Here is a 23,536-nt window from a genome sequence, read left to right as displayed (position 1 = left end):
AATAGTTCGGATCACTACACGAATTCAAGCAGGAACTGACACCATGACCACTCAGGACAATAACGTCGAGCGCGCATCGAAGCTCGATACCGCGACGCTCTCCGACGCGCTGGACAAGCTTGGCGTCGTCGGCCAGTGCTACAAGATCAAGCCACGCAGCACCGATTTCCGCGCCACGGGCCGCGCGTTCACGATCAAGTACGGCCCGCCGTCGACCCCGGTGGGCACCGTCGGTGACTTTATCGACGACGTGCCGGTCGGCAGCTTTGTCGTGCTCGACAACGGCGGCCGCGAAGACTGCACCGTGTGGGGCGACATCATGACCGAGATCGCACATCGCCGCGGTATCGCAGGCACGGCGATCAACGGCATCTGCCGCGATGTCGCGCTCTGCCTGAAGCTTGGCTATCCGGTGTTCAGCCGCGACCACTGGATGCGCACGGGCAAGGACCGCGTGCAGATCGAAGCGACCAACATTCCGGTCAACCTCGGCGACGCGCGCGTGGCGCCGGGCGACCTGCTGCGCGGCGATGCCGACGGCATCGTTGTGATCCCTCGCGAGCACGAGGACGCGGTGCTCGAAGTGGCCGAGACGATTCACAACACCGAAGAAGCGATTCGTGAAGCGTGCCGCGGCGGAATGCGGCTCGACGAAGCGCGCAAGCAGTTCAAGTACCACCAGCTGCAAACCAGGGGGAAATAATGGGCGCTGCCAACTACGTCAAAGAACACGATTCGTCGACCACGATCCGCGCGGACATCGAGCGCCTCGACGCGCGCGTGATTGACGCCGCGCGCGGTCTGCCGGCTGCGTCGCTGCATGAAGCGGGCGGCAAGATCGGCGCACTGCCGATGGCGCTCAAGCCGGTCGCGCAGAATTTCAGGATCTGCGGCTCGGCCTTCACGGTTCACTCGCCGGGTGGTGACAACCTGTGGCTGCACCGCGCGATCGACCTCGCGCAGCCGGGTGACGTGCTCGTGGTCTATGCGAGCGGCGTGTATGAGCATGGCTACTGGGGCGAAATCATGACGACGGCCGCGAAGGTGAAGGGGCTTAACGGTCTCGTGATCGACGGCTGCGTGCGTGACGCGGATCTGCTGGAGCAGATCGGTTTTCCGGTGTTCTCCCGTGGTTTGTCGATTCGCGGCACCGGCAAGGACTACGGCGCGATCGGCTGGCTCAACGCGCCGGTGATGATCGGCAACGTGGTGGTGTCGCCGGGCGACCTGATCGTCGGCGATCGTGACGGCATCGTCGCGGTTCCGCGTGCGCGCGCTGCCGACGTAGTCGAGAAGGCCGCGAAGCGCGAGGCGGACGAGGCTGCGATCTGCAAGCGTATCGAGGCCGGCGAGACCACAATGCAGATTTACAGCTTCCACTGAGCTACGATGACCTCGAAACCCTCCGCACATTCGGCAGGTCTTGCGCCGGAATTGATCGTCGCCGGGCCGGTCGCGACGATCACGTTGCGCCGTCCCGACATGGCGAACCGGCTCGAACCTGAGGACCTCCATCGTCTCCGGGCCTTCATTCATGACGTGAACGCGCGGCGCGAAGTGCTCGTGCTGCGGATCTGCGCCGAGGGCCCGCAGTTTTGCGCCGGCTTCAACATTGGCCGCATGGCGGACGGCAACGTGGGGGCGAGCTTCGAAGCGCTCACGAACGACCTGGAGCAGGCGCGCCCAGTGACGATCGCCGCGATCAACGGTGGTGTGTACGGCGGCGCGACCGATCTCGCGCTGGCTTGTGACTTCCGCGTCGGCGTCGAAACGACCCAGATGTTCGTGCCAGCCGCGCGGCTCGGTCTGCTGTTTTATCGCGGCGGATTGCAGCGCTATGTGTCACGGCTTGGCTTGAACGTTGCCAAGAAGGTGCTGCTTCAGGCGGCGACCTTCGATGCTGCACAAATGCTCGCATGCGGCTTTCTCGACACGGTCGTGGCGCCATCGGCGTTGCGCGAGGAGACAGACCGGCTGACCGGTGACCTGACCGGGATGGCGCCGCTCGCGCTGCTCGGCATGAAGAAGCACCTGAACCGGATGGCGGTGGGCACGTTCGACGCGGCCGAGTTTGAACGCGACATCGCCGAGGCGGACGCATCGGACGATCTGCGTGAAGGCGCGCTGGCCTGGAAAGAAAAGCGCAAGCCCGTGTTTCGCGGCGAATAAGCCGCCTGCAAAAAGAAAGGGAAAGCATAGGTGGAGACCAGCGAAAAGCCGACACTTGCGCGCCTGTACGGTGAAAACGGCGCACCGCCCATCACGACGACGCTTGGCGCCACGTTTGTGTCGCTGAGCGATGACACGCTCGAAGCTGAGTACGTCGGCACGCCTGCGTTTCTGAATCCCGCGGGTCAGGTACAGGGGGGCATGCTCTGCGCGATGCTCGACGACGTGACGGCAACGCTCGTCACTTCGACGCTGGCCGTTGGCGAGCATTGTGCGACGCTGAACCTGAGCACATCGTTCCTGCGGCCCGCGAAGTCTGGCGCGCTGACTGGCCGCGCGACGCTGGTGCGCCGGGGGCGTGGCGTCTGCAACGTCAACGGCGAGCTGTGGCAGGACGGCCGCCTTCTCGCAACGGCAACGGCGGTGTGCATGATCGTCACACGCTGAGGTCGGCGCGCGCAGTGCAAAGCGCCGGGGTCATTTTACGAAGTAGTTTCGTCATCCTTAAAAAATAAAATATGACGTTAAACCGCAAACTCATTTCGATGATCGTCGTGCTGTGGATTGGCCTCGGGGTAATCGGCAGCTTCGGCGCGTGGAAAACGCGCTCGACCATGCTCGCCGACCGCCATGAACAGTTGAAGACGCTCGTTCAGCAGGCACAGACACTCACCACGCACTACTACAATCTCGCGCAGCAGGGCGCTCTGAGCGAATCGGAGGCGCGCAAAGCGGCGCTCGCGGCGCTTTCCGAATTGCGCTATGGCGAGGATGGCTATATCGGGATCATCGACTCGCATCTCGTGATCGTGATGAATCCGTTTTTGCCGCAAATGGTCGGCAAGGACGTGAGCCACATGATGGACGGCGCCGGGCAGCCGCTGTTTCCGAAACTCGTTGCGGCAGGCAACGAGCCCGGCGGTGGCTTTGCCGACTACGTGGGCCGCAAGCCGAACACCGACATTCACCCGCTCAAGACCAACTTCGTCGTGCATTTCGAGCCGTGGGACTGGTACATCGCGACCGGCATGTACATGGACGACATCGACCGTCAGTTCTATCAAAGCCTGCTGATCTGGTTCGTCGTCACCGCGTTGCTCGCCGGCAGTTGCACGCTGGTGATGGCGTTGGTGGTGCGCAGCGTTTTGCGGGCACTGGGCGGTGAAATGGAAGTGGCTGTAGCGGCGGCCGCGCGCATGTCACAAGGCGATCTCGTGGAGAGCGTTCCCGTGCGCAGCGCCGGGCGGCCCAGCCTGATGCTGGCGCTTTCCACCATGCGCGACGGGATCGTCGAGACGGTTGCGCGCGTGCAGGCGAGCGCGGAGAACATCAACGTAGGCGCCGAGGAAATCGCCGCTGGCAATACCGATCTCTCCAGCCGCACCGAAAAGCAGGCCGCGGCACTGGTGCAGACTGCATCAAGCATGGATGAAATGACGGCCAACGTGAAGCGTAATGCGGACAGCGCCGGACACGCGGCACGCCTCGCGAGTGACGCCGCCGACGTGGCGAAGCGCGGCAGCGAGGCCGTGGATGGCGTCGTGCTGACCATGGGTGACATCACGAGCCGCTCACGCGAGATCGCCAATATCGTCGGCGTGATCGACGGCATTGCGTTTCAGACCAACATCCTCGCGTTGAATGCCGCGGTCGAGGCGGCGCGCGCGGGCGAGTCCGGGCGCGGCTTTGCGGTGGTCGCGGCGGAGGTGCGCAGTCTCGCGCAGCGCTCGGCGGCGGCGGCGCGCGATATCCGGGATCTGATCGGTGCATCCACACATGCGGTGGAAGTCGGCGCCGAGCAGGTGTCGAATGCGGGCGCGAGGATGGGCGACATCGTTCAGTCGGTCACACGTGTGCACGCCATCCTCGAGGAAATCAGCAGCGCGTCGCAGGAGCAGAGCGCGGGTATCGAGCAGGTAAGCCGCGCGATCGGCGAGATGGACCAGGTTACGCAGCAGAACGCGGCGCTCGTCGAGGAGGCCGCTGCGGCCGCGCACTCGCTGCGCGATCAGGCTGCGAGCCTGCGCGTGGCTTTGGCTGGTTGGCGAACGTAGACCGGCCGCGTGACGGCAAAGTAAATATCGTTCCCGGAAGTCGGGGCAACGCGGAGCGTTGCCCGATTCCAGCGCCGCAACGTTCGCGGGTATCTCTCGATCGCCGCTTAGCCGTTTCGACGGACATCCTCCCCAAACCGCAATGCAACACCGCTCGCCACGCGAGTTTTGACCGCGTGCTTGTTCGCCAACTCATGGGCATGGCGGTGTTTTCCCAACCATTTCATGAATACGCCACGCGCATCTATCGTAAATATGGCGTCCGTGGTCGAGTCGAGTTTTCGAGTATTTTGGTAAATGGAAGCTTCTGAAGCCAAATCGTAAGAATGATTCGGGTTTGATGTCCGGCGGTGCGCGCAAGCGGCTTTTTTTATCAAGGATTAACGGGAAATTCAGCGGCGAGAGCAGTTAAGGTTTTCTTCAGGTTCACACAGTACGATCCTCGGCTCATCAAATAAGTTTGATTAACGCCTCAAGGTTCCTGTGCACGATACCGCATCCGATATCTGGTCAAACTGGCTTCTCAATCATCGACACGGCGGTGACGCCAGGTACGAACCGCGGTTGCGCGCGGAAATGACGGGATACGCGGATCGGCTGCTGGATTTCGTGGGGCTCCAGCCCCACATGGTGCTCGCTGACATTGGAACCGGCGACGGCCTGGTAGCGTTTCGAGCCATCGAGCGCGCGGGTGACGCTTTGCGGGTGCTCATGACGGATATCTCCGCGCCCATGCTTCGGCATGCCAGTGAGCGCGCCGGTGCCCTCGGCATCGGTGGCCAGTGCGAATTCCTTCAATGTTCCGCCGAGAAACTCGAAGGGATCGAGAGCGCGTCGGTCGACGCTATCGTGATGCGCGCCGTGCTCGCCTACGTGGAGGACAAGCCTGCGGCCATGCGGGAGCTATTCCGGATACTCAAGCCCGGTGGACGCCTGGCGATGGCAGAGCCGATCCTTCGTGACGAAGCGCTGGAGGTTTGCGCGTTAAAGAATGTCGTCGATGCGCAAGGCGAAAATCCGCAGGATCCATTTTTCTCGCTGCTGCTTCGCAGCCGTGCCGCACAGTTTCCCGATACCGCCGAAAAAATCCGGTCTCTTCCGATCACGAATTACGGCGAACGCGATCTCGTACGATTTGCAATCGATACCGGGTTTACCGATATTCACCTCGAACTGCATATCGACGTGTGCAGCAGTGATTCGCCTTCGTGGGAAACGTTCCTGCGTACGTCGCCTCATCCGCTCGCGCTCCCGCTCGAGTCGATACTCGAAACACAATTCACCCCTGAAGAGCGGCATTACCTGGAATCGCGGCTCCGTCCTGTATTCGAAAGTGGACAACAGTTTGGTGCTTCGCGCTTTGCGTACCTCACGGCTCAAAAACCGCAGTTGTCGGACATGCCCCGACGTCCCTGAGACATCCAGCGACCGATCCGGAGCATGTCCTGGGCTGGACTATTAATTGCCCGTGCGTAACGTCCAGACCGTCGCCGTGTTCGTGTTGTCGTCTACCGCCGTGAACTGTTGATGGTGCTGGCTATCGAGACCGAATGCCAGACCAAACGCGGATCCTGCCGCGGCATCGACCTGCAATTGCGCGATGAATTGCCCCTCCGGCGTGAACTCGACGATTTCACTGGGTTGTGCCGGATCGGGATTGACCGCGTCGCCGTTTGCGGTAACAAGGTGCCCGTTGGGTGCGAGCGCCAGCGCGAGCGGACCATGGAGGTGGATGTTGTCCTGATAGATCATCCTGCCGATTCCGCCGTCATGCGTCGCGCCCGCCGCGCCGAAAACGGCGAACACTGCGTTGTCTCCGGTCGACGCGACGTAAAGCACATCATGCAGTGGGTCATAAGCGAGCCCGGTCGGCCCCACGACGAGCGCCGCAGGATCGGTGCGGTGCATGTAGCCTGATGCGATGATGGTCGAGGTGGGTAGCACTTGCACACCGTGAGCGCCGATAGTCAGATCGAGGCGCGCGACTTTTCCGCTCAGCACATCGGAGACGAAGACTTTAGCGGTTTGCCCCATGTCGATCACGGTGAGATCCCAGGGGCCATCCAGCAGGTTGGGATCCTTCAGTTCCTTGATCAACCGGCCCTGCGGATTGATCACGAGTAGCGAACCCGGCGCGATGACGTTCTTGCCGTCCGTGGTCGGGACATTACCCACCAGCACGAATCCGCTTCTTAGCACGCCGAGCGCCGTCGTGAGGCCGAGATGGCTTCCTTCGAAGAAAGTCACCGGGTTGCCGTTGGGTACGAGTTTGACGATGGTTGTACCGGTGCCCTGCAGATTCGACTTCGCATTGAAATTCGATACCACTACGTCGCCGGGTTTGAGCGTGCTAAAAGATGGCACACCAGCGGGTACGAACGCCATGCCGTATGGGTTGACATCTCCGTTGGCCGGAACGGTCGATGAGGTGACCGACTGCGGCGGCAGGATCGTCTCCTGCGCATCGACCCAGGAAGTTCCTGCCGATAAAACCAGTAGACCGGTTCCACACACGGCGCGGCGCACGAAGCGATATGTGCGTGCAGCTTTTGCCCGCCTGTTCGAGCGGGTGTATGAAATGAATGCAGATAACGAACGCGAAGCTTCCACTTGACACCTCCTTCTCGCGCGGACAGCGCGAGTCGCCAGGATGCATCGCATAGCCTCACCGCCGGCGCTGCTTCACAGCGACTCGCATCCTGCGTAAACGAGGAGGTGCTTCGATTATTCCCTGCAGAGCTTGACGTTTGTGTGTTGCGGAACGCCGCGATATGCCGACCGCCTCAGGGGTTTCGCGATGCGTCTCGACCGGACAATGCGATCGACCTGGAACAGGTCATGCACGCCGTCGCGCGTGCTCGTATTGAAGCGCGAAGTGCTGTTTGTGTCTGAAGATCGCCGATAGCTGAAATCACCCGGAATCGCGTCCGAGCCGCGCCGCTTCAATTGCGGCGATGTCGATTTTCTTCATGCTCATCATTGCATTGAATGCACGCTTCGATGCTGCGCGATCGGGATCGGATATCGCCGTCATAAGCGCGCGCGGTGTGATCTGCCAGGACACGCCCCATTTGTCCTTGCACCAGCCGCACGCGCCTTCCTGGCCGCCATTGCGCACGATCGCGTCCCACAGGCGGTCGGTTTCTGCCTGATCGTCCGTTGCGATCTGAAAGGAGAATGCCTCGTTGTGTTTGAAATGTGGGCCACCGTTCAGCCCGAGGCAAGGAATGCCGATGACAGTGAACTGGACAGTCAGGACGTTCTCGTGTTTGCCGCCGGGGTAGTCGCCCGGGGCTTTGAACACTGTTCCCACAGCACTGTCGGGAAATGTCGCGGCATAGAAATTTGCTGCATCAAGAGCTTCGCCGTCGTACCACAAGCAGATGGTGTTCTTGCTGCTCATTTCGTGTCTCCAGAGCGGAATCGATGAGACGAATCGTCATGCTAGCGCTGCATCTGCATGCCGTATACCGCGGCGGAATTACGTTCCGCATCCCATGCGGTATCTGGAATGAACGGCCCCTTTCGGAACTCGCAATTGTCCCTTTCGGATCGGCTACAGCCGCCCCCTTCGAATGGCGCTTCGAACGCGGCTGACCGGCGGCCCTCAAACCACGCCGAGCCACTCCTTCAACTGTGCCGCTCGCGAACGGCTCACGGGCACGACAGTGCGCTCGCCGTCGTCCATTACGAGGTTCACGCTGTCATCGGCTTTGACGAGTTCTACGGCGTACTGCAGGCTCACGATGTGGCTGCGATGCACGCGCAGGAAAATGCTGCTGTCGAGGCGTTGCTCCAGATCGGCGAGCGAGAGGTTGGAGAGGTAGCGATCGTCCTTCGTTGCGATCGTCGTGTAGTGGCCATCGCCCTGAAATCGCACGATATCTTTCAGGTCGATCAGGATTACGCGGTTCTTGCGATAGACCGGAATCTTGAAGAGCCGACGCGGCGGCGAGGGCGTGCCGGCAAGCGACTCGCGCGACTCGGACGAAGGCTCAGTCGTGATATCGGTGAGGTCGTAAAAAATCATGCAGGTGCCGCACGTGCCGTTCATGTCCGACATGCGCGACACCTTGAGCATGAGAATCCGGTCGGGAATATTGATCATCATCGCAACAGGCGGCGGCGATTTCACCGGGCAGCCGCTGGCATCGCGCGACTCAATCAGGAAGCGCAGCTTTTCGCGGCTTTTCTCTGGGTGCAACTGCACAACGTCGATACCGAACAGCTTGTCCTGAGCAACACCAAGCGATTGTTCTCCAGCGGGGCCGAGAATCTGCAGCGCGACGTCGTTGAATGCGCTGACACGCCCCTGTGCGTCCAGCCACACCACACCCGGATTGAATTGTTCCAACCGGTGCTGGAAGGTCTCTGCGCGGCGCGCTTCGGTGGTCGGCATGGTGTGCTCGAGCGGTTTCATTCAGGGTTCTCCCCGATGTGTCCGAGGCTTTGTGCGTAGCATCTAACGCGCCAGGACGCTGCCTCCGTTTTAGGTCCTTTCCCCCTTTCGCGCAAGTTTTCCGGCTCCCGGCGCAGTCAGTCCGCCGTTGGCGAAATACCGTTGAATTGCTGCGTTGCATTGTGAAATCCTGAAGTTCAGGACGATGACAACCGCAGTGTCTTTTTGGATCCAGAGGAAGGCGTTATGGGACCAGAATAAGTGCTCTGAAGCACTCACTCTGGTCGACAAGCCAATTCGGGTTAACAGGAGACCAACGTGATTCCGCGCCCATTCGAATATCACGCGCCACAAACGTTGCCCGAGGCGTTCGCGCTGCTCGGTGCGCACGGTGACTCGGCGAAGCTGCTCGCAGGCGGCCACAGCCTGTTGCCCATGATGAAACTGCGCTTTGCGCAGCCCGATCATTTGATTGACCTCGGCAAGCTCACAGAACTCAAGGGCATTCGCGAGGAAAACGGCGCGCTGTGGATCGGCGCGATGACGACCGAGAACGAGCTGATCTGGTCCACGCTGCTACAAACGCGCTGCCCGCTGATCTGCGAAGGCGCACGGCAGATTGCCGATCCGCAGGTCCGCTATCGCGGCACGCTCGGCGGCGATCTTTCGCATGGTGACCCCGGCAACGACCATCCTGCGTTGATGGTCGCGCTCGATGCTTCGTTCGTGCTGCAAAGCGCGGCGGGCGAGCGCGTGGTGCCGGCCGACGGCTTTTTCATCGGCACCTATGCGACGCTGCTCGAACCGGGCGAAATCATGACCGGCATCCGCATTCCCATGCCGCCGCCCGGAACCGGTTATTGCTACGCCAAGCTCAAGCGCAAAACCGGCGACTTCGCGACCGCCGCGGCGGCCGTAACACTGCGTTTAGCGGGCGCCAATGTAGAACACGTGCGCATTGCTCTGACGAATGTCGGCGACACCGTGATTCGCGCGATGGACGCCGAGCAGGCTCTGATCGGCAAGCCGTTCGACGCGCACGCGCTCGACGAAGCAGTGCGGCTCGCGATGGCGGCGTGCAATCCGGTGCCGGATCTGCGCGGCGACGAGGACTACAAGCGCGCGATGGCGGGCGAAATGACCCGCCGGGCGCTCAATACGGCCCGCGAAAGGGCCGCTAACCCGGCTCGCCCCTGATCCCCCGGAGAACGCGAAATGGCCAGCAAAACCATGGTGACGTTCAGCCTCAACGGCAGCGAGGTCGATGTCGTCGTCGAGCCACGCGAATTATTGATCCACACGCTGCGCGAAAAGTGCCAGCACACGGGGCCGCATATCGGCTGCGAGACGTCGCATTGCGGCGCATGCACGGTCGATTTCAACGGCACGTCCGTGAAATCCTGCACGCTGCTGACCGTGCAGGCGCAGGGCGCGGAAATCCGGACGGTTGAAGGTCTCGCCGAGGGCGGTGTATTGCACGCGCTGCAGGAAGGTTTCATGCAGGAACACGGCCTGCAATGCGGCTTTTGCACGCCGGGCATGTTGATGCGCGCGTACCGCCTGCTGCAAGAGAACCCGGACCCGACGGAGGCTGAAATTCGCTACTGGATGGCGGGGAACCTGTGCCGGTGCACAGGCTATCAAAACATCGTGAAGGCCGTGCAATATGCCGCGCGCAAGCTGCGTGGCGAAACGGCCGAAAGCTCGCACCCGCTCATCGCGGCGGATGCGGCTCAAACGAACTGAGCGACGGGAGACAGGTCATGGGCAATCTCGACGCCAATCTCGACCGTGTTGCCGCGCTCGAAGGCATGGGCTGCTCGCGCAAGCGCCGCGAGGACCCGCGCTTCATCCAGGGCAAGGGCACTTACGTCGACGACATCAAGATGCCGGGCATGCTGTTCGGCGTGATGGTGCGCAGTCCCTACGCGCATGCGCGCGTGAAGCGAATCGACAAGTCGCGCGCGCTCGCGCTTCCCGGCGTGCACGCCGTGCTCACGGCAGACGATCTCAAGCCGCTCAAGCTGCACTGGATGCCGACGCTCGCGGGCGACGTGCAAGCGGTGCTCGCCGACGAAAAAGTCTGCTTCCAGAATCAGGAAGTCGCGTTCGTCGTGGCCGACGACCGTTATATCGCTGCCGATGCGGCTGAACTCGTCGAAGTCGAATATGAGGAACTGCCGGCGCTCGTCGATCCGATGAAGGCGCTCGAACCCGATGCACCGGTTATTCGCGAGGATATCCGCGACAAGGCAAGCGGCGCGCACGGAGCACGCAAGCATCCAAATCATATTTTCACGTGGACGATGGGCGATCGCGACAAGACGGACCGCGTGTTCGAGAGCGCACCCGTTACGGTCAAGCAGGACATCGTGTATCCGCGCGTGCATCCGTGTCCGCTCGAAACCTGCGGTTGCGTTGCGTCATTCGACAAAGTGCGCGGCGATCTCACGGTCTACATCACGTCGCAGGCGCCTCACGTCGTGCGCACCGTGGTTGGGCTACTTTCGTCGATTTCGGAATCGAATATCCGTATTATTTCGCCCGATATCGGCGGCGGTTTCGGCAACAAAGTCGGCGTGTATCCGGGCTACGTCACGTCGATCGTGGCGTCGATCGTGCTTGGCCGCCCGGTGAAGTGGATCGAGTCGCGCAGCGAAAATCTTTCCAGCACCGCGTTTGCGCGCGACTATCACATGACCGGCGAACTCGCGGCGGATCAGGACGGCCACATCAAGGCGCTGCGCGTGAATGTCGTCGCCGATCACGGTGCATTCGACGCGTGCGCAGACCCGACGAAGTGGCCCGCCGGCATGTTCCATGTCTGCACCGGGTCATACGCGATTCCGAATGCGTTCGTGTCCGTAGACGGCGTGTACACGAACAAATTTCCCGGTGGTGTCGCTTACCGCTGCTCGTTCCGCGTGACCGAGGCGGTGTATCTGATCGAGCGGATGGTGGACGTGCTCGCCCAGAAGCTCGGTATCGATAAGGCCGAGATCCGGTTGCGTAACTTCATTGCCAAAGACCAGTTTCCGTATTCGACGCCGCTCGGCCTCGAATACGATTCGGGCGACTATGAAACCGCGCTGAAAAAAGTGCTGGCCGCTGTCGACTACGACGCGCTACGCGCGGAGCAGGCACAACGGCGCGCCGATCCGGATGCGGAGTGGCTCATGGGCATCGGCGTCGTGAATTTCACCGAAATCGTCGGGGCAGGACCGTCGAAGATGTGCGACATCCTCGGCGTCGGCATGTTCGATTCGTGCGAAATTCGCGTGCATCCGGACGGTTCGGCCATTGCGCGCATGGGCACGATCACGCAGGGCCAGGGGCACCAGACCACCTACGCGCAAATTATCGCGTCGGAGGCCGGCATACCGGCTTCGAAGATCACTGTGGAAGAGGGCGATACGGCAACGGCGCCGTACGGTCTCGGTACGTACGGCTCGCGCTCGACGCCCGTGGCGGGCGCTGCGGTGGCGCGTGCCGCTCGCAAGATCCGGGAAAAGGCGCGCCGGATCGCCGCGCATCTGCTTGAAGCGAGTCCCGACGACGTCGAGTTCGACCTCGACCGCTTCGTGCTGAAGGGCTCGCCTGATCAGTTCAAGACCGTCAAGGATGTAGCGTGGGCCGCGTACAACAACGTTCCCGAAGGGACGGAAATGGGCCTGGAGGCGGTCGACTACTACGATCCGCCGAATTTCACCTTCCCGTTCGGCGCGTACGTGTGCGTGCTCGACGTCAACCGTTACACCGGCGAGATCCGCGTGCGACGCTTCTATGCACTCGACGACTGCGGAACGCGGATCAACCCCATGATCATCGAAGGGCAGATCCATGGCGGCTTGACGGAAGGTTTTGCCGTTGCGCTCGGCCAGGAAATGCCCTACGACGAAACGGGCAACCTGCTTGGCGCGACGCTGCTCGATTACTTCGTGCCGACATCGGTTGAAACGCCGCATTGGGAGACCGATTTCACGGTCACGCCTTCGCCTCATCATCCGATTGGCGCCAAGGGCGTGGCCGAATCGCCGCACGTCGGATCGATTCCGTGCTTCACGTCGGCGGTGGTCGATGCGTTTGCGCACCTCGGCGTCACGCACATGAACATGCCGCACAACGCGTATCGAGTCTGGCAGCAATGCCGGGAACTGGGGCTGACGCGACCCGCATGAGGCGAGATGATTAAAACATAGGAATCCACAATGAAAGTCGTACTCGATAAGGCCTTCCCGCTTTCAGCCAGCGCTGAGAGCGCGTGGCAACTCATGCAGGACATCGAGGCGGTGGCGGGCTGCATGCCGGGCGCGAAGATCACGGAGCGCGTGGACGATACCCACTACAAAGGGACGATCACGGTGCGGCTCGGTCCGGCGACCATGTCGTTCAAGGGGGATATTGAAGTGCTTGCGCTCGATGCCGCGTCGCGCAGCCTGCATCTATTGGGCAAGGGCACCGATACGACTGGCAGCTCGGCGGCAACGATGGATCTCACGGCCAGCGTGCAGCCAACCGGCGAGACCTGCACCCTGGCTGGCAAGAGCGAGGTGACGATGAGCGGCAAGGCCGCTGCGATCGGCGGGAGGCTCATGGTGCCGGTGTCGGAGCAGTTGCTCAAGCAGTTCGTCGCGAACTTCGCGGCGCGACTCGATGCCATGGAGACGCCGCAAGCCGCATCCGAATCGTCGGGCATCGCGCAAGAAGGTGCATCGCCCGACGCGACGGTTTCAAAGGCCGCTGCGGCGCAGCCCTCGCAAGCCGCCGAGCTAAATGGCATTGCGTTCCTCTGGGCCATGATCCGCGACTGGCTGCGCGGACACTTCCCGCACAAGGCGCAAGGCCGCTAAAGGCAAGCCGTGATGCCGACCGATCGCATGCCGGACGTCCTTGCGCTACAGGCGAAGCTCGCGGGCCATCGGTTCATCGTCGAGCGCAGTTTCGCTGCCGCGCTGCTGTTGACGATGGAAATGCGCCGCCCGTTGCTGCTGGAGGGCGAGGCGGGTGTCGGCAAGACCGAAGTTGCGAAGGCGCTTTCGCGCCTCCTCGACGTGCCGCTGATCCGGCTGCAATGCTACGAAGGACTCGACGCGCACACGGCGCTCTACGAGTGGAATTACACGCATCAACTGCTGGCAATCAAGCTCTTCGAACAGGACACGCGGTCCCTGCGCGACAAGGAGCATGACATCTTCTCCGAGCGCTATTTGCTGAAGCGCCCGCTGCTCGAAGCGATCACGACCACGCCCGCGCCCGTGCTGCTGATCGACGAAATCGACCGTACCGACGAGGCGTTCGAGGCCTACCTGCTCGAACTGCTTTCGGATTTCCAGCTCTCGATTCCGGAGCTTGGCGTGATTCGCGCGATCGAGCGGCCCTATGTGATCCTGACCTCGAACGGTACGCGCGAAATTTCCGATGCGCTGCGCCGCCGCTGCCTTTATCAGTACGTCGACTACCCGACGTTCCAGCGCGAACTCGTGATCGTGCGGACCCAGGTTCCCGAGGTGCCGGAGGAACTGGCACGCCAGATCGTGGAATTCGTGCACGCGGTACGTGCGATGGCGCTGCGGCGCAAACCCGGTCTTGCCGAAACGCTCGACTGGGTGGCCGCATTGCTGCGCCTTGGCGTGAGCGCGCTGGACGAGAGTGGAGTCGAACGTGTGATGGATTCGCTCGCCGCGCTCGTGAAAACGCGTGAGGATCAGGCCGCGCTCACGCGGCCGATTGTCGAAAAACTGGTGGCCTCATGCTGACCGGCATCGACAGCACGCGATCTGCCGCACCGCAGCAGGATCTCGCCGATACGCTCCTCGCGCGCTATGCGGGCTTCGCGCACTGGCTGCGTGCGAACGCGTTCAGCGTAACTAACGCGGATATTGCCGCTTCGATGGACGTGGCGCAGCGTATGGGCCAGACAGACAGCGATTTGTTGCGCTGGAGCCTGCGGACACTGCTGTGCTCGCGCGCGGAGGAGTGGCGTCGTTTCGATGAGTTGTTCGATGCCTATTTCCTCGCGCCGAACCGGCGCAAGCTCGTCGAAACTCGCGCGGGCGGCGCCGGCCCGCTCGCTCGCGACGATGCGGGGTCCATGCCGCCCGATGCGAGCGAAGGCACGCCGGTTTCAATCGCAGGATCCGGCGACGGCGCGCCGGGTGAGGGCGCGGTCGCCAACGAAGGCGCCACGCGCGCCGAGTCGCGCGAGCACGCGGATTTCCGGCACTTGAACGATCGCACGGAGATATTCGCAATCGACGCCGCAATTCGCCGCTTCGCTCAGCGCCTTCGCGGGATCGAAACGCGCCGCGAGCAGCGCGCGAGCCATGGACGTACGATTGATCTGCGGTGGACGCTGCGACGCAGCGTCTCGCGTGGCGGGCTGCCGGTCGAGCTTGGCTGGCGGCGCAAGCGGCGGCAGCGCCCGCGTATCGTACTGATGCTCGACGTGAGCCGTTCGATGAGCCTCTACAGTTTTTTCTTCCTGCGGCTTGCGCGCGTGCTGGGTTCTCGCTTGCGCGACGTTCACAGCTTCGTGTTCCATACGCGGCTCGTTTGCGTCGATGAGGCGCTGCGCGATCCCGATCCGTGGTGCGCCCAGGAACGTTTGCACCTGATCTCGGAAGGCTGGGCCGGTGGCACGCGCATTGGCGAGAGCCTCGCCGACTTCAACCAGCACTACGCGCCGCGTCTGCTGCATGCACGCACCACCGTCGTGATCGTCAGCGACGGCTATGACGCCGGCGATGTGTCCCAGCTCGGCGAGTCGCTGGCCGCGATGCGGCGGCGCTGCCATTCGATCGTCTGGCTCAATCCGCTCGCCGATCGTCCCGGATTCGAGCCGGTCAGCGCGGGCATGCAGGCCGCGCTGCCGCATCTCGACCTGTTTGCGGGCGCACGCGACCTCGCGGGCCTCGAACGGGTCTTCCCTCAAATTATCGAGGCGCTGCAATGAATGTCCACGACGAAACCGCCGAGACCGGTTCGGACGCCGCGAGTCTGCTGCTGATCGAGCAGCGGTTGATCGAGGCAGGCGCACCGTTTGCCGTCGTCACCGTTATCCGTGCTGCACCGCCCACTTCGACGCACGTCGGCGCGCAGGCGCTGGTGGAAGCCGACGGCGCGCTGCACGGTTGGGTAGGCGGTGGCTGTTCGCAGGCGATCGTGATCGAGGCTGCACGCCAGTCGATTCGCACGGGGCAGCCACGGCGCGTGCGGATCAGCAACGAGCCGACTGCGGCCGACGCCGAAGTCGAGGCGCACGCCATGCCATGTGCAAGCAATGGCGCGCTGGAGCTGTTTATTCAGCCCACCTTGCCCGCGCCGCTCGCGGTCGTGTTCGGCGCAACGCCTGCGGCGCATGAAGCCTGTGTGCTTGCACGGCGCGTCGGCTTTCGCGCGATTCTCGCGCCGAGCGCTGCGAGAGCAGGGGAGCCGCGCTTCGACGCTGCCGCATTGGACCGCGCCGGTGCATCGTTCGTGCTGATCGCGACACAAGGCGACGGCGACGAAGACGCGCTCGAAGCAGCGTTGCGCAGCGCCGCTGTGGCTGTGCTGTTGATCGCGAGCCATCGCAAGGCCGATCGGTTGCGCGCGGCGATGCTCTTGCGCGGCATCGAAGAAACCCGGCTCGCGGCGTTGCACGCACCGGCCGGGCCGGCGATCCACGCTCACACGCCACAAGAGATCGCGTTAGGCGCTGTAGCGGGACTTGTCGCCGTGCGGCATCAAATGGAAGAAGCGGTGGCGCTCGCTCAGGGTGGGGTGCCGCAGACCACCGTTGCTACGGAAACCGTGCCGCCGTTGCCGCCGTGTGAGGCGCTCAATGCGCCGGTGCCCGAGGCGGGTTATTACGTGAATCCCGTGTGCGGCATGCGTATCGAAATCGCGACTGCGAAGCATGTTGTCGAACATGGCGGTCAAAAGGTGTACTTCTGCTGCGATTGCTGCAAGACCGAATTCGAACGTGCTCCCGAGCGCTACATGACCACCGCGTCGAATCGACCCGATTACCCGGACAACCGACCCACGGATAAGCGATGACCAGAGCGCGCTTTTCGGCGGTTGTGCTGGCGGCCGGTCTCTCTACACGTATGGAGGGCCGCCACAAGTTGCTCCTGCCGATATGCGGCGAGCCTGTCGTGCGACGCGTTGTGCGCGAGATCGGCGCGGCGCGGCCGCAGGAGATCGTCGTCGTTACCGGATTCAATGACAAGGCCGTCGTGGAAGCGCTCGACGGTTTCGACGTCCGCTTTCAGCACAACGCACGCTATCGGGAAGGGCAGCCGACTTCGGTTGCAGTTGGAGTTGCCGCGCTGCAGGCACCGTGCGACGCCGTGATGATCTGCCTCGCCGACCAGGTGTTGCTCGAAGCTGCTGACTATCGCGAACTGATCGACGTCTACACGAGGATGTCGCACGGGTCGATCCTGGTGCCGATGTTCGACGGCACACGCGGTAATCCGGTCGTGTTTTCGTCGAGTCATTGCCCGGAGGTCGTGGGCGGCCGCATGAATCCGGGTTGTCGAAAGCTGATCGCCGAGCACGGCGATGAGGTGTTTTTCCACGAGGCGGCACACGATCGATTTTGCGTCGACATGGATACGCCAGCCGATTACCTGGATGTTGTCGAACGAGTCGAGCGCGGGGTGCGACTGTCGGCGAAAGGAGCGTGAGGCCGGGGCGGATTGAACGGTTGGGGGGGGAAGTGGTTGTGCGACTGCCGTTTGTGCGCCCGTGCGGGCGGCGGTTCACGATCCAAAGCGGTCCGCGGCCAAAGCAGCCAGCAGCCGGAAAGGTCCGTCACGGCGGCCACGCAACGTAGTGCATGCGTCAATTAGCAAATAAAATTTGCCCCAGGTAGCAGGCGGCATTCGTTAGAATCTGCTTTCGTCGAGGCAGAAAGCATATTTGCATTGTTGCGGCGGTATCAAACCACGAATGCTGCTCGCCACGATACTGGTATTCATCTTTTAACGGAGGCGAGCGTGCCAGGTTTACTTCCCAATGTCGATCGCGAGGGGCTCCTCGAATATTCGGTGGTCTACACCGACCGATCGATCAATCATATGTCGCAGCTCTTTCAAGGCGTCATGCGCGATATTTCGGGCGCCCTGAAAAAAGTCTACAACGCGAAGTCGGCCGTTATCGTCCCGGGCAGCGGGACGTTCGGCATGGAAGCCGTTGCGCGGCAGTTCGCGACGAACAAGAAGTGTCTGGTCATCCGCAACGGCTGGTTCAGTTTCCGCTGGTCGCAGATTTTCGACATGGGCGGCATTCCGTCTGAATCGACGGTGTTGAAGGCGCGCCCGGTCGAACAAGGAAGGCAGGCCGCCTATGCCCCGGCCCCGATCGAAGAAGTGGTCGCCGCGATCAGGGAACACAAGCCGGATCTGGTCTTTGCGCCGCATGTCGAAACTGCGTCCGGGATGATGCTGCCCGACGACTATTTGCGCGCGGTGTCCGACGCCGTGCACGGGGTCGGCGGCATGTTCGTACTGGATTGCATCGCCTCCGGCACGATCTGGGTCGACATGCAGGCCACCGGCGTCGATGTCCTGATCAGCGCGCCGCAAAAGGGATGGAGCGCGTCGCCCTGCTGCGCGATGGTCATGTTGAGCCCGCTCGCCCGCGAAAGAATCGATGCGACAACGAGCACCAGCTTCGCCTGCGATCTTCGCAAATGGCTGCAGATCATGGAAGCCTACGAGAACGGCGGGTTTGCGTACCACGCCACGATGCCCACGGACAGTCTTGCGACGCTGCGCGACGTGATCAAGGAAACCGAGGCGTACGGCTTCGACAAGGTGAAGGCCGAGCAGCTTGAACTCGGCACGCGCATTCGCTCGCTTCTGGCTGACAACGGTTTCAGAAGCGTGGCGGCCAAAGGATTTGAGGCACCGGGCGTCGTGGTCTGCTACACGGACGACGACGGCATACGGTCCGGCAAGAAATTCGCCGATGCCGGATTGCAGATCGCGCCTGGTGTACCGCTTCAATGCGACGAGCCTGAAGACTTCAAGACCTTCCGCATCGGGTTATTTGGCCTCGACAAACTGCGTGACGTCGATGGTGCCGTCACCAGATTCGCCGCGGCGTTGAAGCGTATCCTCTAAATTGTTTCTTTGTGGCCACCCTCATCTTTCAGAGGGTGGCATTTGCTCTAAGTCGCAACCCCACGTTCAAATCGGCGCGCGAAATGCTGAGGTCTGATCTACTTGAGACCACCCACGCGCGCCTCTTGAATTCCGCTTACCGGGGCGACTGCCTGCGCGCTCCGTTACGCGGGGCAAATACCAGAAATCATCACACACGGAATCGCGACCTTCCTGCTCGCGACTGTTAGCGTGCTGCTGCGCGCAATGTTTACACGCACGTCCAGGGGTGCACTGCGTGGCGAACTGGAGGCACTGGCGCGCCAGGAGCGAAAGATGCTCGCATGGCGGCAGTCCAGATCGATCCGGTCAAAATCGCTCTTGACCGTAACCGCTCGGTTAACCTTCCGGCGCACACCCGTCACCGCACTCGGAGCTGACACTTCGCACTGCCTTTGCAGGATCAATGAGCGCGCGAAAGAAGGAATAGACGCCGCGCGGAATCGTTTAGACCACATGCGAACCAACGGTGGTCTGTGATGAGCATTCGAAATCAGCGCATCTTCCGTTTTGTCAGCGCAGGGCTGCAAATTGGCTCTGTCGCGTTGCTTGTCAGTTGCGGCGGCGGTGGTGGCGGAAGCGGCGGCACCAGCGCAAGCAGCATGTCGACGATGTCCATCGCGGGTACAGCGGCGACGGGCAAGGCACTCGCGAACGCGGCGATTACGATCAACTGCGTGCAGGGTTCAATGTCTGTCGCAGCGGATGCGAACGGAAACTTCCACGCGTCATTTGGCGCAGTGACGCCGTGCTTGATCACTGCGACTTCGGGCGGGACGACACTGCACTCCGAGGCGTTCGCTGGCGGTACATTCAACGTCACGCCGGAGACTGATCTGTTGTTGTCGTTTCTGGCGGCGCAACTCGGTACGAATGAAAGCGGGCTAATCGCGGGCTTCGCGACGAACACGCAATTTCAGCAGACGCTGCAGAATCAGGCTGAAGTGTCGACTGCGCAGACGGCGGTTGTCCAGAATCTGCAGCAAAAGTTCGGTGTTACGCTTTCCACCCCCAGTTTTCTGACCACCGCATTCACGGTCGGTCAGCCAGGTGTGGACAGCGATCTTGAAGCGCTTCTCGCGCGCGGCGCCATCGACAGCAACGGCGAGCCGGACGCATCCGCCGTCACACTCATGGCGACGACGGGGGCCGCAAATCCGATTGCGATTTCGCCAACGACCGGCACAACCGGCACAACCGGGACCGGTGGAACAGGGACGGGCGGTACGGGAAGCACGGGCGGCATGATGTGAGGCGACACGCGATACTAGCGCCGACCCATACCGCCGAACCCGCCCATACCGCGGAATCCAGTCATACCACCGGACCCACCCGGTTCGCGGAATCCGCCCATACCACCGGCTCCGCGCGGACCACTGAACCCATGCATGCCACCACCGGGGAACGGTGCGCGATGAAAGCCCCCTCCGACTGGTTTGAAGCGGCCGCGAAAGACCGGGCGAAAGTGGGTGAAGTGGTGAAAGCGATGGAAGCGATCGACAAAGATGAAGCTCACACCCACGCCAATGAATACTGGCGGCCCCCACCACCACGGGTCAGGATAAGGATAGGACGCGACGGGGAACCACATTGGGCTGCCATCCGAGCCTTGCACGATCTGCCACGTTCCGTCACTTTGCAGGCACGCGCGCTCGGCGACGTCCTGCGTCACGCCGTCGATTTCGGCCTGCCCGACAACTTCCCTGCAATTCGCGCTATCGGCGTACCCCTGCTGCTCATCGTAGGTTTGCGCGAGTGCGGGTGCGGGCGCGGCGAGGCCGAGACAGACGAGCAATGTCTCTAAGTGAAGCAGTTTGTTCATGATGCGCGGCTACTTGAATCCCCGAGGTTGTCGACCCGTATCGTCGACGTCGCCCCGGCATATCGGTGTGCTTGCGCACTACCACGCCATGGGGCGTGCGGAGGGGCTTGCCGTTCGGGATGCGTTGCCCCAACGAGTAAACGACACAGCGCACGGGCCTATTCCAGCAAAATGGCACGCTCCCGGCGACTCCAGCGGGCCGGACCGGCTGCAATCCTTCTGGCCTGCTAGACTGAATATTCCCCATGCAAATCATGGAGGGAGACATGACGACCGTCTATGTCGTGAAGACCGGTCAGCAGTTCCTCTGCACCGCCGAGGACGGCGACATCGGCATGGCGCCGGTGATTAAGGAGGCCACGTCTTTTGTCTCGTATGAGGAGGCGCAAAAAGCCGCGAACGCGCACGCCGACCCTGGATACGAAATCGTGGCCGTCGACCTTGTCGGACGCTGATGCTCGGTCCGCCGCTGCGCAGTCAGCGGCGCAGGGCAGTAGCCATTGAGCTGGCGCCATGCAACATGGCGCTCCGGTTGACTGCGTCCGAAATCATCTTTGCTCTCTGCACGTTCGCTCGGTGCTGTGGCGGCGCGGGACATCGTGGATCTGCCGCCTTCGCGCAAGCGATAGCGGCGCTTCTGCGTGCGCGTGAAGCTCCACCCACAACGCGGCATGCGATCCGCTTTTGCTATCGCCTCATGCGCCTTTCGAATTGTTCCGCTATCGCGGTCCACCTATATTGATTGGGCAACGCCCGATTCCAATATCAGGAGACGCCGCATGAAGCTGACACGCTGGTGCAGCAAGAAAGTGGAAAGGGCAGTCCTGTGGTGCGGCGCAGCGAGATTTTCCGGGCACACCCAAAGCGTGACCGGTACGGCGCAAACGGAGGCCCAATGAACCAGCTCGATCTCAAGGACCGTGTGATGGTCGTCACGGGCGGCGCCCGCGGCATCGGCTATGCGGTGGCGCTTCGCGCGCTGCGCTCGGGTGCGCATGTCGCGCTCTGGGACATCGACGCCGAAAGGCTCGAACGCACACGCGGTGAACTCTCGGCGCTCGGCCTCGGACAGGTTTCGGTCGTGACGGTCGAACTGACCGACGAAGCCAGCGTCGAAGCCGCCACACGCAAGACCATCGAGGCGCACGGGGCGATTCACGCTCTCGTGAACAGCGCGGGTATCACGGGCGGAAATGGACTCACGTGGGAACTGCCGGTCGACGTGTGGCGACGCGTGATCGAAGTAAACCTGATCGGCTGCTACCTCACCTGCCGCGCCGTCGTGCCGCGCATGATCGAACAAGGCTACGGGCGCATCGTCAACATCGCTTCGGTTGCGGGCAAGGAAGGCAATCCGAATGCTTCGCACTACAGTGCATCCAAGGCCGGATTGATCGGGCTCACCAAGTCGCTCGCCAAGGAACTCGCGACGAAGAACGTGCTCGTCAACGCGGTGACGCCCACGGCGGCAAAGACTGAGATATTCGATTCGATGCAGCCGCAGCACATCGAATACATGCTCTCGAAAATTCCGATGAATCGCTTTCTGTTGCCCGATGAAGCGGCTTCGATGATTGTCTGGCTCTTGTCCGAGGACTGCGCATTCAGCACCGGGGCCGTTTTTGATCTTTCGGGCGGGCGCTCGACTTATTGATCGGTTGAACGCTGCACGCGGCTTCGGCATGCGGACGGCCGCGTCGTTCGAATCACGCCCAGGGCACGAGCAGCAAGCCACTTCAAGGAGCAACGCCTCATGGCAATGCCAACCATCAAACACGTGCGCGCGTTCACCGTGCGCGGTGGCGGCGCTGACTATCACGATCAGGCCGAAGGCCACTGGATCGACGATCACATCGCAACACCGATGGCGCGCTATCCGGAGTACCGCCAGAGCCGGCGTTCGTTCGGTATCGACGTGCTCGGCACCCTCGTGGTGGAAGTGGAGGCGAGCGACGGCACCGTGGGCTTTGCGGTGACGACGGGCGGCGAGATCGGCGCGTTCATCGTCGAGAAGCATCTCGCACGCTTCCTCGAAGGCCAGCGCGTGACCGATCTCGAGAAGATCTGGGATCAGATGTATTTCTCGACGCTCTATTACGGGCGCAAGGGTGTGGTGCTCAATACGATCTCGGGTGTCGATCTCGCGTTGTGGGATCTGCTCGGCAAGCTTCGTGAGGAGCCTGTGTACCAGCTGCTAGGCGGTCCTGTGCGCGACGAGCTTGTCTTTTACGCAACCGGCGCACGCCCGGATCTTGCAAAAGAGATGGGCTTCGTCGGCGGCAAGCTCGCATTGCAGCACGGACCGGCCGAAGGCGAAGAAGGATTGCGCCAGAACATCGAACTGCTCGCGACGATGCGCGAGCGCGTCGGCGACGACTTCTGGCTCATGTACGACTGCTGGATGAGCCTCGATGTGCGCTACGCCACGCGGCTCGCGCAGGCCGCTCACGAATACGGCCTTAAATGGCTCGAAGAATGCCTGCCGCCCGACGATTATTGGGGCTATGCCGAACTGCGCCGCAATGTGCCTCGCGGCATGATGGTATCGACAGGCGAGCACGAAGCGACGCGCTGGGGCTTTCGCATGCTGCTCGAAATGGGTTGCTGCGACCTGATTCAGCCCGACGTCAACTGGTGCGGCGGCATGACCGAACTCATCAAGATCTCCGCGCTCGCCGATGCGCATGGCGTGCTGGTCGCGCCGCATGGTTCGTCGGTGTACAGCTATCACTTCGTGGTCACGCGTCATAACTCGCCGTTCGCCGAGTTCCTGATGATGGCGCCGAAGGCCGATCGTGTCGTGCCGATGTTCACGCCGCTGCTGCTCGACGAGCCGGTGCCGGTGAATGGCCGCATGAAGGTGCCGGACACACCCGGCTTCGGCGTGCGGCTCAATCCGGATTGCGCGCTGGCGCGGCCTTATACGCATTGACCTCACCGC

General features: G+C 62.2%; 24 protein-coding genes. 20 read left to right on the top strand and 4 right to left on the bottom strand.

What is annotated here, in order from left to right; translation table 11 throughout:
* The first annotated feature begins 43 nt into the window (after positions 1-43).
* The 6 genes from L0U80_RS22485 to L0U80_RS22460 all read left to right on the top strand — a co-directional run bounded on the left by L0U80_RS22485 (position 44) and on the right by L0U80_RS22460 (position 5,639).
* Positions 44-703, top strand: a complete 660-nt coding sequence (locus L0U80_RS22485; protein ID WP_233870305.1) for an RraA family protein — start codon at positions 44-46, stop codon at positions 701-703.
* Complete coding sequence (locus L0U80_RS22480; protein WP_233870302.1) at positions 703-1,383, top strand: 4-carboxy-4-hydroxy-2-oxoadipate aldolase/oxaloacetate decarboxylase; 681 nt, start codon at positions 703-705, stop codon at positions 1,381-1,383. Before L0U80_RS22485 ends, L0U80_RS22480 begins: the two co-directional genes overlap by 1 nt.
* Positions 1,384-1,389: 6 nt before the next feature.
* Positions 1,390-2,169 carry an enoyl-CoA hydratase/isomerase family protein gene (locus L0U80_RS22475; protein WP_233870299.1) on the top strand — a complete coding sequence of 260 codons (780 nt, stop codon included), beginning with the start codon at positions 1,390-1,392 and terminating at the stop codon, positions 2,167-2,169.
* 30 nt (positions 2,170-2,199) lie between these two features.
* Entirely contained in the window at positions 2,200-2,616 is a 417-nt protein-coding gene (locus L0U80_RS22470) for a PaaI family thioesterase (protein WP_233870295.1), read from the top strand.
* A gap of 71 nt (positions 2,617-2,687) precedes the next feature.
* On the top strand, positions 2,688-4,223 hold the full coding sequence (locus tag L0U80_RS22465; protein ID WP_233870280.1) for a methyl-accepting chemotaxis protein: 1,536 nt from the start codon (positions 2,688-2,690) through the stop codon (positions 4,221-4,223).
* Between the two features lie 576 nt (positions 4,224-4,799).
* Positions 4,800-5,639 carry a class I SAM-dependent methyltransferase gene (locus L0U80_RS22460; RefSeq protein ID WP_308444880.1) on the top strand — a complete coding sequence of 280 codons (840 nt, stop codon included), beginning with the start codon at positions 4,800-4,802 and terminating at the stop codon, positions 5,637-5,639.
* Positions 5,640-5,681: 42 nt separating this feature from the next.
* Here the strand turns inward: L0U80_RS22460 and L0U80_RS22455 are convergent, their stop codons facing one another.
* The gene (locus L0U80_RS22455; protein ID WP_373322254.1) at positions 5,682-6,608 is read right to left on the bottom strand and encodes an NHL repeat-containing protein; all 927 of its coding nucleotides are present in this window, start codon (positions 6,606-6,608) and stop codon (positions 5,682-5,684) included.
* Here L0U80_RS22455 and L0U80_RS31840 point away from each other — a divergent pair.
* Positions 6,535-6,837, top strand: coding sequence for a hypothetical protein (locus tag L0U80_RS31840; protein WP_373322279.1), 303 nt, complete (start codon positions 6,535-6,537; stop codon positions 6,835-6,837). The genes L0U80_RS22455 and L0U80_RS31840 overlap by 74 nt on opposite strands.
* Positions 6,838-7,134: 297 nt before the next feature.
* Here the strand turns inward: L0U80_RS31840 and L0U80_RS22450 are convergent, their stop codons facing one another.
* Complete coding sequence (locus L0U80_RS22450) at positions 7,135-7,626, bottom strand: VOC family protein (protein WP_233870273.1); 492 nt, start codon at positions 7,624-7,626, stop codon at positions 7,135-7,137.
* A 204-nt stretch (positions 7,627-7,830) separates the two neighbouring features.
* Complete coding sequence (locus L0U80_RS22445; protein WP_233870270.1) at positions 7,831-8,643, bottom strand: LytTR family DNA-binding domain-containing protein; 813 nt, start codon at positions 8,641-8,643, stop codon at positions 7,831-7,833.
* A 297-nt stretch (positions 8,644-8,940) separates the two neighbouring features.
* Here L0U80_RS22445 and L0U80_RS22440 point away from each other — a divergent pair, with 297 nt between their 5' ends.
* From L0U80_RS22440 to L0U80_RS22395, 10 genes are all read left to right on the top strand, one after another.
* Complete coding sequence (locus L0U80_RS22440; RefSeq protein ID WP_233870268.1) at positions 8,941-9,819, top strand: FAD binding domain-containing protein; 879 nt, start codon at positions 8,941-8,943, stop codon at positions 9,817-9,819.
* A gap of 18 nt (positions 9,820-9,837) precedes the next feature.
* Complete coding sequence (locus L0U80_RS22435) at positions 9,838-10,368, top strand: (2Fe-2S)-binding protein (RefSeq protein WP_233870266.1); 531 nt, start codon at positions 9,838-9,840, stop codon at positions 10,366-10,368.
* Positions 10,369-10,385: 17 nt separating this feature from the next.
* Positions 10,386-12,800 carry an aerobic carbon-monoxide dehydrogenase large subunit gene (locus L0U80_RS22430; protein WP_233870263.1) on the top strand — a complete coding sequence of 805 codons (2,415 nt, stop codon included), beginning with the start codon at positions 10,386-10,388 and terminating at the stop codon, positions 12,798-12,800.
* A gap of 30 nt (positions 12,801-12,830) precedes the next feature.
* Entirely contained in the window at positions 12,831-13,472 is a 642-nt protein-coding gene (locus tag L0U80_RS22425) for an SRPBCC family protein (protein WP_233870261.1), read from the top strand.
* Positions 13,473-13,484: 12 nt separating this feature from the next.
* Positions 13,485-14,378 (top strand): AAA family ATPase, encoded by an 894-nt coding sequence (locus tag L0U80_RS22420; protein ID WP_233870259.1) that lies wholly within the window; start codon positions 13,485-13,487, stop codon positions 14,376-14,378.
* Positions 14,372-15,574, top strand: a complete 1,203-nt coding sequence (locus L0U80_RS22415; protein ID WP_233870256.1) for a vWA domain-containing protein — start codon at positions 14,372-14,374, stop codon at positions 15,572-15,574. The genes L0U80_RS22420 and L0U80_RS22415 overlap by 7 nt, the downstream gene beginning before the upstream one ends.
* Positions 15,571-16,662, top strand: a complete 1,092-nt coding sequence (locus tag L0U80_RS22410; RefSeq protein ID WP_233870253.1) for an XdhC family protein — start codon at positions 15,571-15,573, stop codon at positions 16,660-16,662. The genes L0U80_RS22415 and L0U80_RS22410 overlap by 4 nt, the downstream gene beginning before the upstream one ends.
* Positions 16,659-17,294 (top strand): nucleotidyltransferase family protein, encoded by a 636-nt coding sequence (locus L0U80_RS22405; RefSeq protein ID WP_233870251.1) that lies wholly within the window; start codon positions 16,659-16,661, stop codon positions 17,292-17,294. Before L0U80_RS22410 ends, L0U80_RS22405 begins: the two co-directional genes overlap by 4 nt.
* A 312-nt stretch (positions 17,295-17,606) precedes the next feature.
* Positions 17,607-18,734: an aminotransferase class V-fold PLP-dependent enzyme gene (locus L0U80_RS22400; protein WP_233870248.1), complete on the top strand. Its 1,128-nt coding sequence runs from the start codon at positions 17,607-17,609 to the stop codon at positions 18,732-18,734.
* A 518-nt stretch (positions 18,735-19,252) separates the two neighbouring features.
* A complete protein-coding gene (locus tag L0U80_RS22395) occupies positions 19,253-20,026 on the top strand; it encodes a hypothetical protein (RefSeq protein ID WP_233870246.1) in 774 nt (257 codons plus the stop codon).
* 14 nt (positions 20,027-20,040) lie between these two features.
* Here L0U80_RS22395 and L0U80_RS22390 read toward each other — a convergent pair whose 3' ends face one another.
* On the bottom strand, positions 20,041-20,595 hold the full coding sequence (locus L0U80_RS22390; RefSeq protein WP_233870244.1) for a hypothetical protein: 555 nt from the start codon (positions 20,593-20,595) through the stop codon (positions 20,041-20,043).
* 266 nt (positions 20,596-20,861) lie between these two features.
* On the opposite strand from L0U80_RS22390, the gene L0U80_RS22385 reads away from it, so the two are divergent.
* The 3 genes from L0U80_RS22385 to rhmD all read left to right on the top strand — a co-directional run bounded on the left by L0U80_RS22385 (position 20,862) and on the right by rhmD (position 23,527).
* Positions 20,862-21,050, top strand: coding sequence for a hypothetical protein (locus tag L0U80_RS22385; RefSeq protein ID WP_233870241.1), 189 nt, complete (start codon positions 20,862-20,864; stop codon positions 21,048-21,050).
* 440 nt (positions 21,051-21,490) lie between these two features.
* Positions 21,491-22,249, top strand: coding sequence for an SDR family NAD(P)-dependent oxidoreductase (locus tag L0U80_RS22380; RefSeq protein WP_233870239.1), 759 nt, complete (start codon positions 21,491-21,493; stop codon positions 22,247-22,249).
* Between the two features lie 99 nt (positions 22,250-22,348).
* Positions 22,349-23,527: an L-rhamnonate dehydratase gene (gene rhmD, locus L0U80_RS22375; protein ID WP_124151123.1), complete on the top strand. Its 1,179-nt coding sequence runs from the start codon at positions 22,349-22,351 to the stop codon at positions 23,525-23,527.
* Positions 23,528-23,536: the final 9 nt, after the last annotated feature.

It is taken from the genome of Paraburkholderia adhaesiva (assembly GCF_021390575.1).
Classification (GTDB): domain Bacteria; phylum Pseudomonadota; class Gammaproteobacteria; order Burkholderiales; family Burkholderiaceae; genus Paraburkholderia; species Paraburkholderia adhaesiva.
Note: the sequence above shows the minus strand (reverse complement) of the source record. Positions and strands in the feature narration are given on the sequence as shown.

Excerpts from the sequence above, each read along its gene's own strand:
- L0U80_RS22485 (WP_233870305.1), top strand. The coding sequence starts at position 44 with ATGACCACTCAGGACAATAACGTCGAGCGCGCATCGAAGCTCGATACC.
- L0U80_RS22480 (WP_233870302.1), top strand. The coding sequence starts at position 703 with ATGGGCGCTGCCAACTACGTCAAAGAACACGATTCGTCGACCACGATC.
- L0U80_RS22475 (WP_233870299.1), top strand. The coding sequence starts at position 1,390 with ATGACCTCGAAACCCTCCGCACATTCGGCAGGTCTTGCGCCGGAATTG.
- L0U80_RS22465 (WP_233870280.1), top strand. The coding sequence starts at position 2,688 with ATGACGTTAAACCGCAAACTCATTTCGATGATCGTCGTGCTGTGGATT.
- L0U80_RS22460 (WP_308444880.1), top strand. The coding sequence starts at position 4,800 with ATGACGGGATACGCGGATCGGCTGCTGGATTTCGTGGGGCTCCAGCCC.
- L0U80_RS22455 (WP_373322254.1), bottom strand. The coding sequence starts at position 6,608 with ATGGCGTTCGTACCCGCTGGTGTGCCATCTTTTAGCACGCTCAAACCC.
- L0U80_RS22450 (WP_233870273.1), bottom strand. The coding sequence starts at position 7,626 with ATGAGCAGCAAGAACACCATCTGCTTGTGGTACGACGGCGAAGCTCTT.
- L0U80_RS22445 (WP_233870270.1), bottom strand. The coding sequence starts at position 8,643 with ATGAAACCGCTCGAGCACACCATGCCGACCACCGAAGCGCGCCGCGCA.
- L0U80_RS22435 (WP_233870266.1), top strand. The coding sequence starts at position 9,838 with ATGGCCAGCAAAACCATGGTGACGTTCAGCCTCAACGGCAGCGAGGTC.
- L0U80_RS22430 (WP_233870263.1), top strand. The coding sequence starts at position 10,386 with ATGGGCAATCTCGACGCCAATCTCGACCGTGTTGCCGCGCTCGAAGGC.
- L0U80_RS22425 (WP_233870261.1), top strand. The coding sequence starts at position 12,831 with ATGAAAGTCGTACTCGATAAGGCCTTCCCGCTTTCAGCCAGCGCTGAG.
- L0U80_RS22420 (WP_233870259.1), top strand. The coding sequence starts at position 13,485 with ATGCCGACCGATCGCATGCCGGACGTCCTTGCGCTACAGGCGAAGCTC.
- L0U80_RS22415 (WP_233870256.1), top strand. The coding sequence starts at position 14,372 with ATGCTGACCGGCATCGACAGCACGCGATCTGCCGCACCGCAGCAGGAT.
- L0U80_RS22410 (WP_233870253.1), top strand. The coding sequence starts at position 15,571 with ATGAATGTCCACGACGAAACCGCCGAGACCGGTTCGGACGCCGCGAGT.
- L0U80_RS22405 (WP_233870251.1), top strand. The coding sequence starts at position 16,659 with ATGACCAGAGCGCGCTTTTCGGCGGTTGTGCTGGCGGCCGGTCTCTCT.
- L0U80_RS22395 (WP_233870246.1), top strand. The coding sequence starts at position 19,253 with ATGAGCATTCGAAATCAGCGCATCTTCCGTTTTGTCAGCGCAGGGCTG.
- L0U80_RS22390 (WP_233870244.1), bottom strand. The coding sequence starts at position 20,595 with ATGAACAAACTGCTTCACTTAGAGACATTGCTCGTCTGTCTCGGCCTC.
- L0U80_RS22385 (WP_233870241.1), top strand. The coding sequence starts at position 20,862 with ATGACGACCGTCTATGTCGTGAAGACCGGTCAGCAGTTCCTCTGCACC.
- L0U80_RS22380 (WP_233870239.1), top strand. The coding sequence starts at position 21,491 with ATGAACCAGCTCGATCTCAAGGACCGTGTGATGGTCGTCACGGGCGGC.
- rhmD (WP_124151123.1), top strand. The coding sequence starts at position 22,349 with ATGGCAATGCCAACCATCAAACACGTGCGCGCGTTCACCGTGCGCGGT.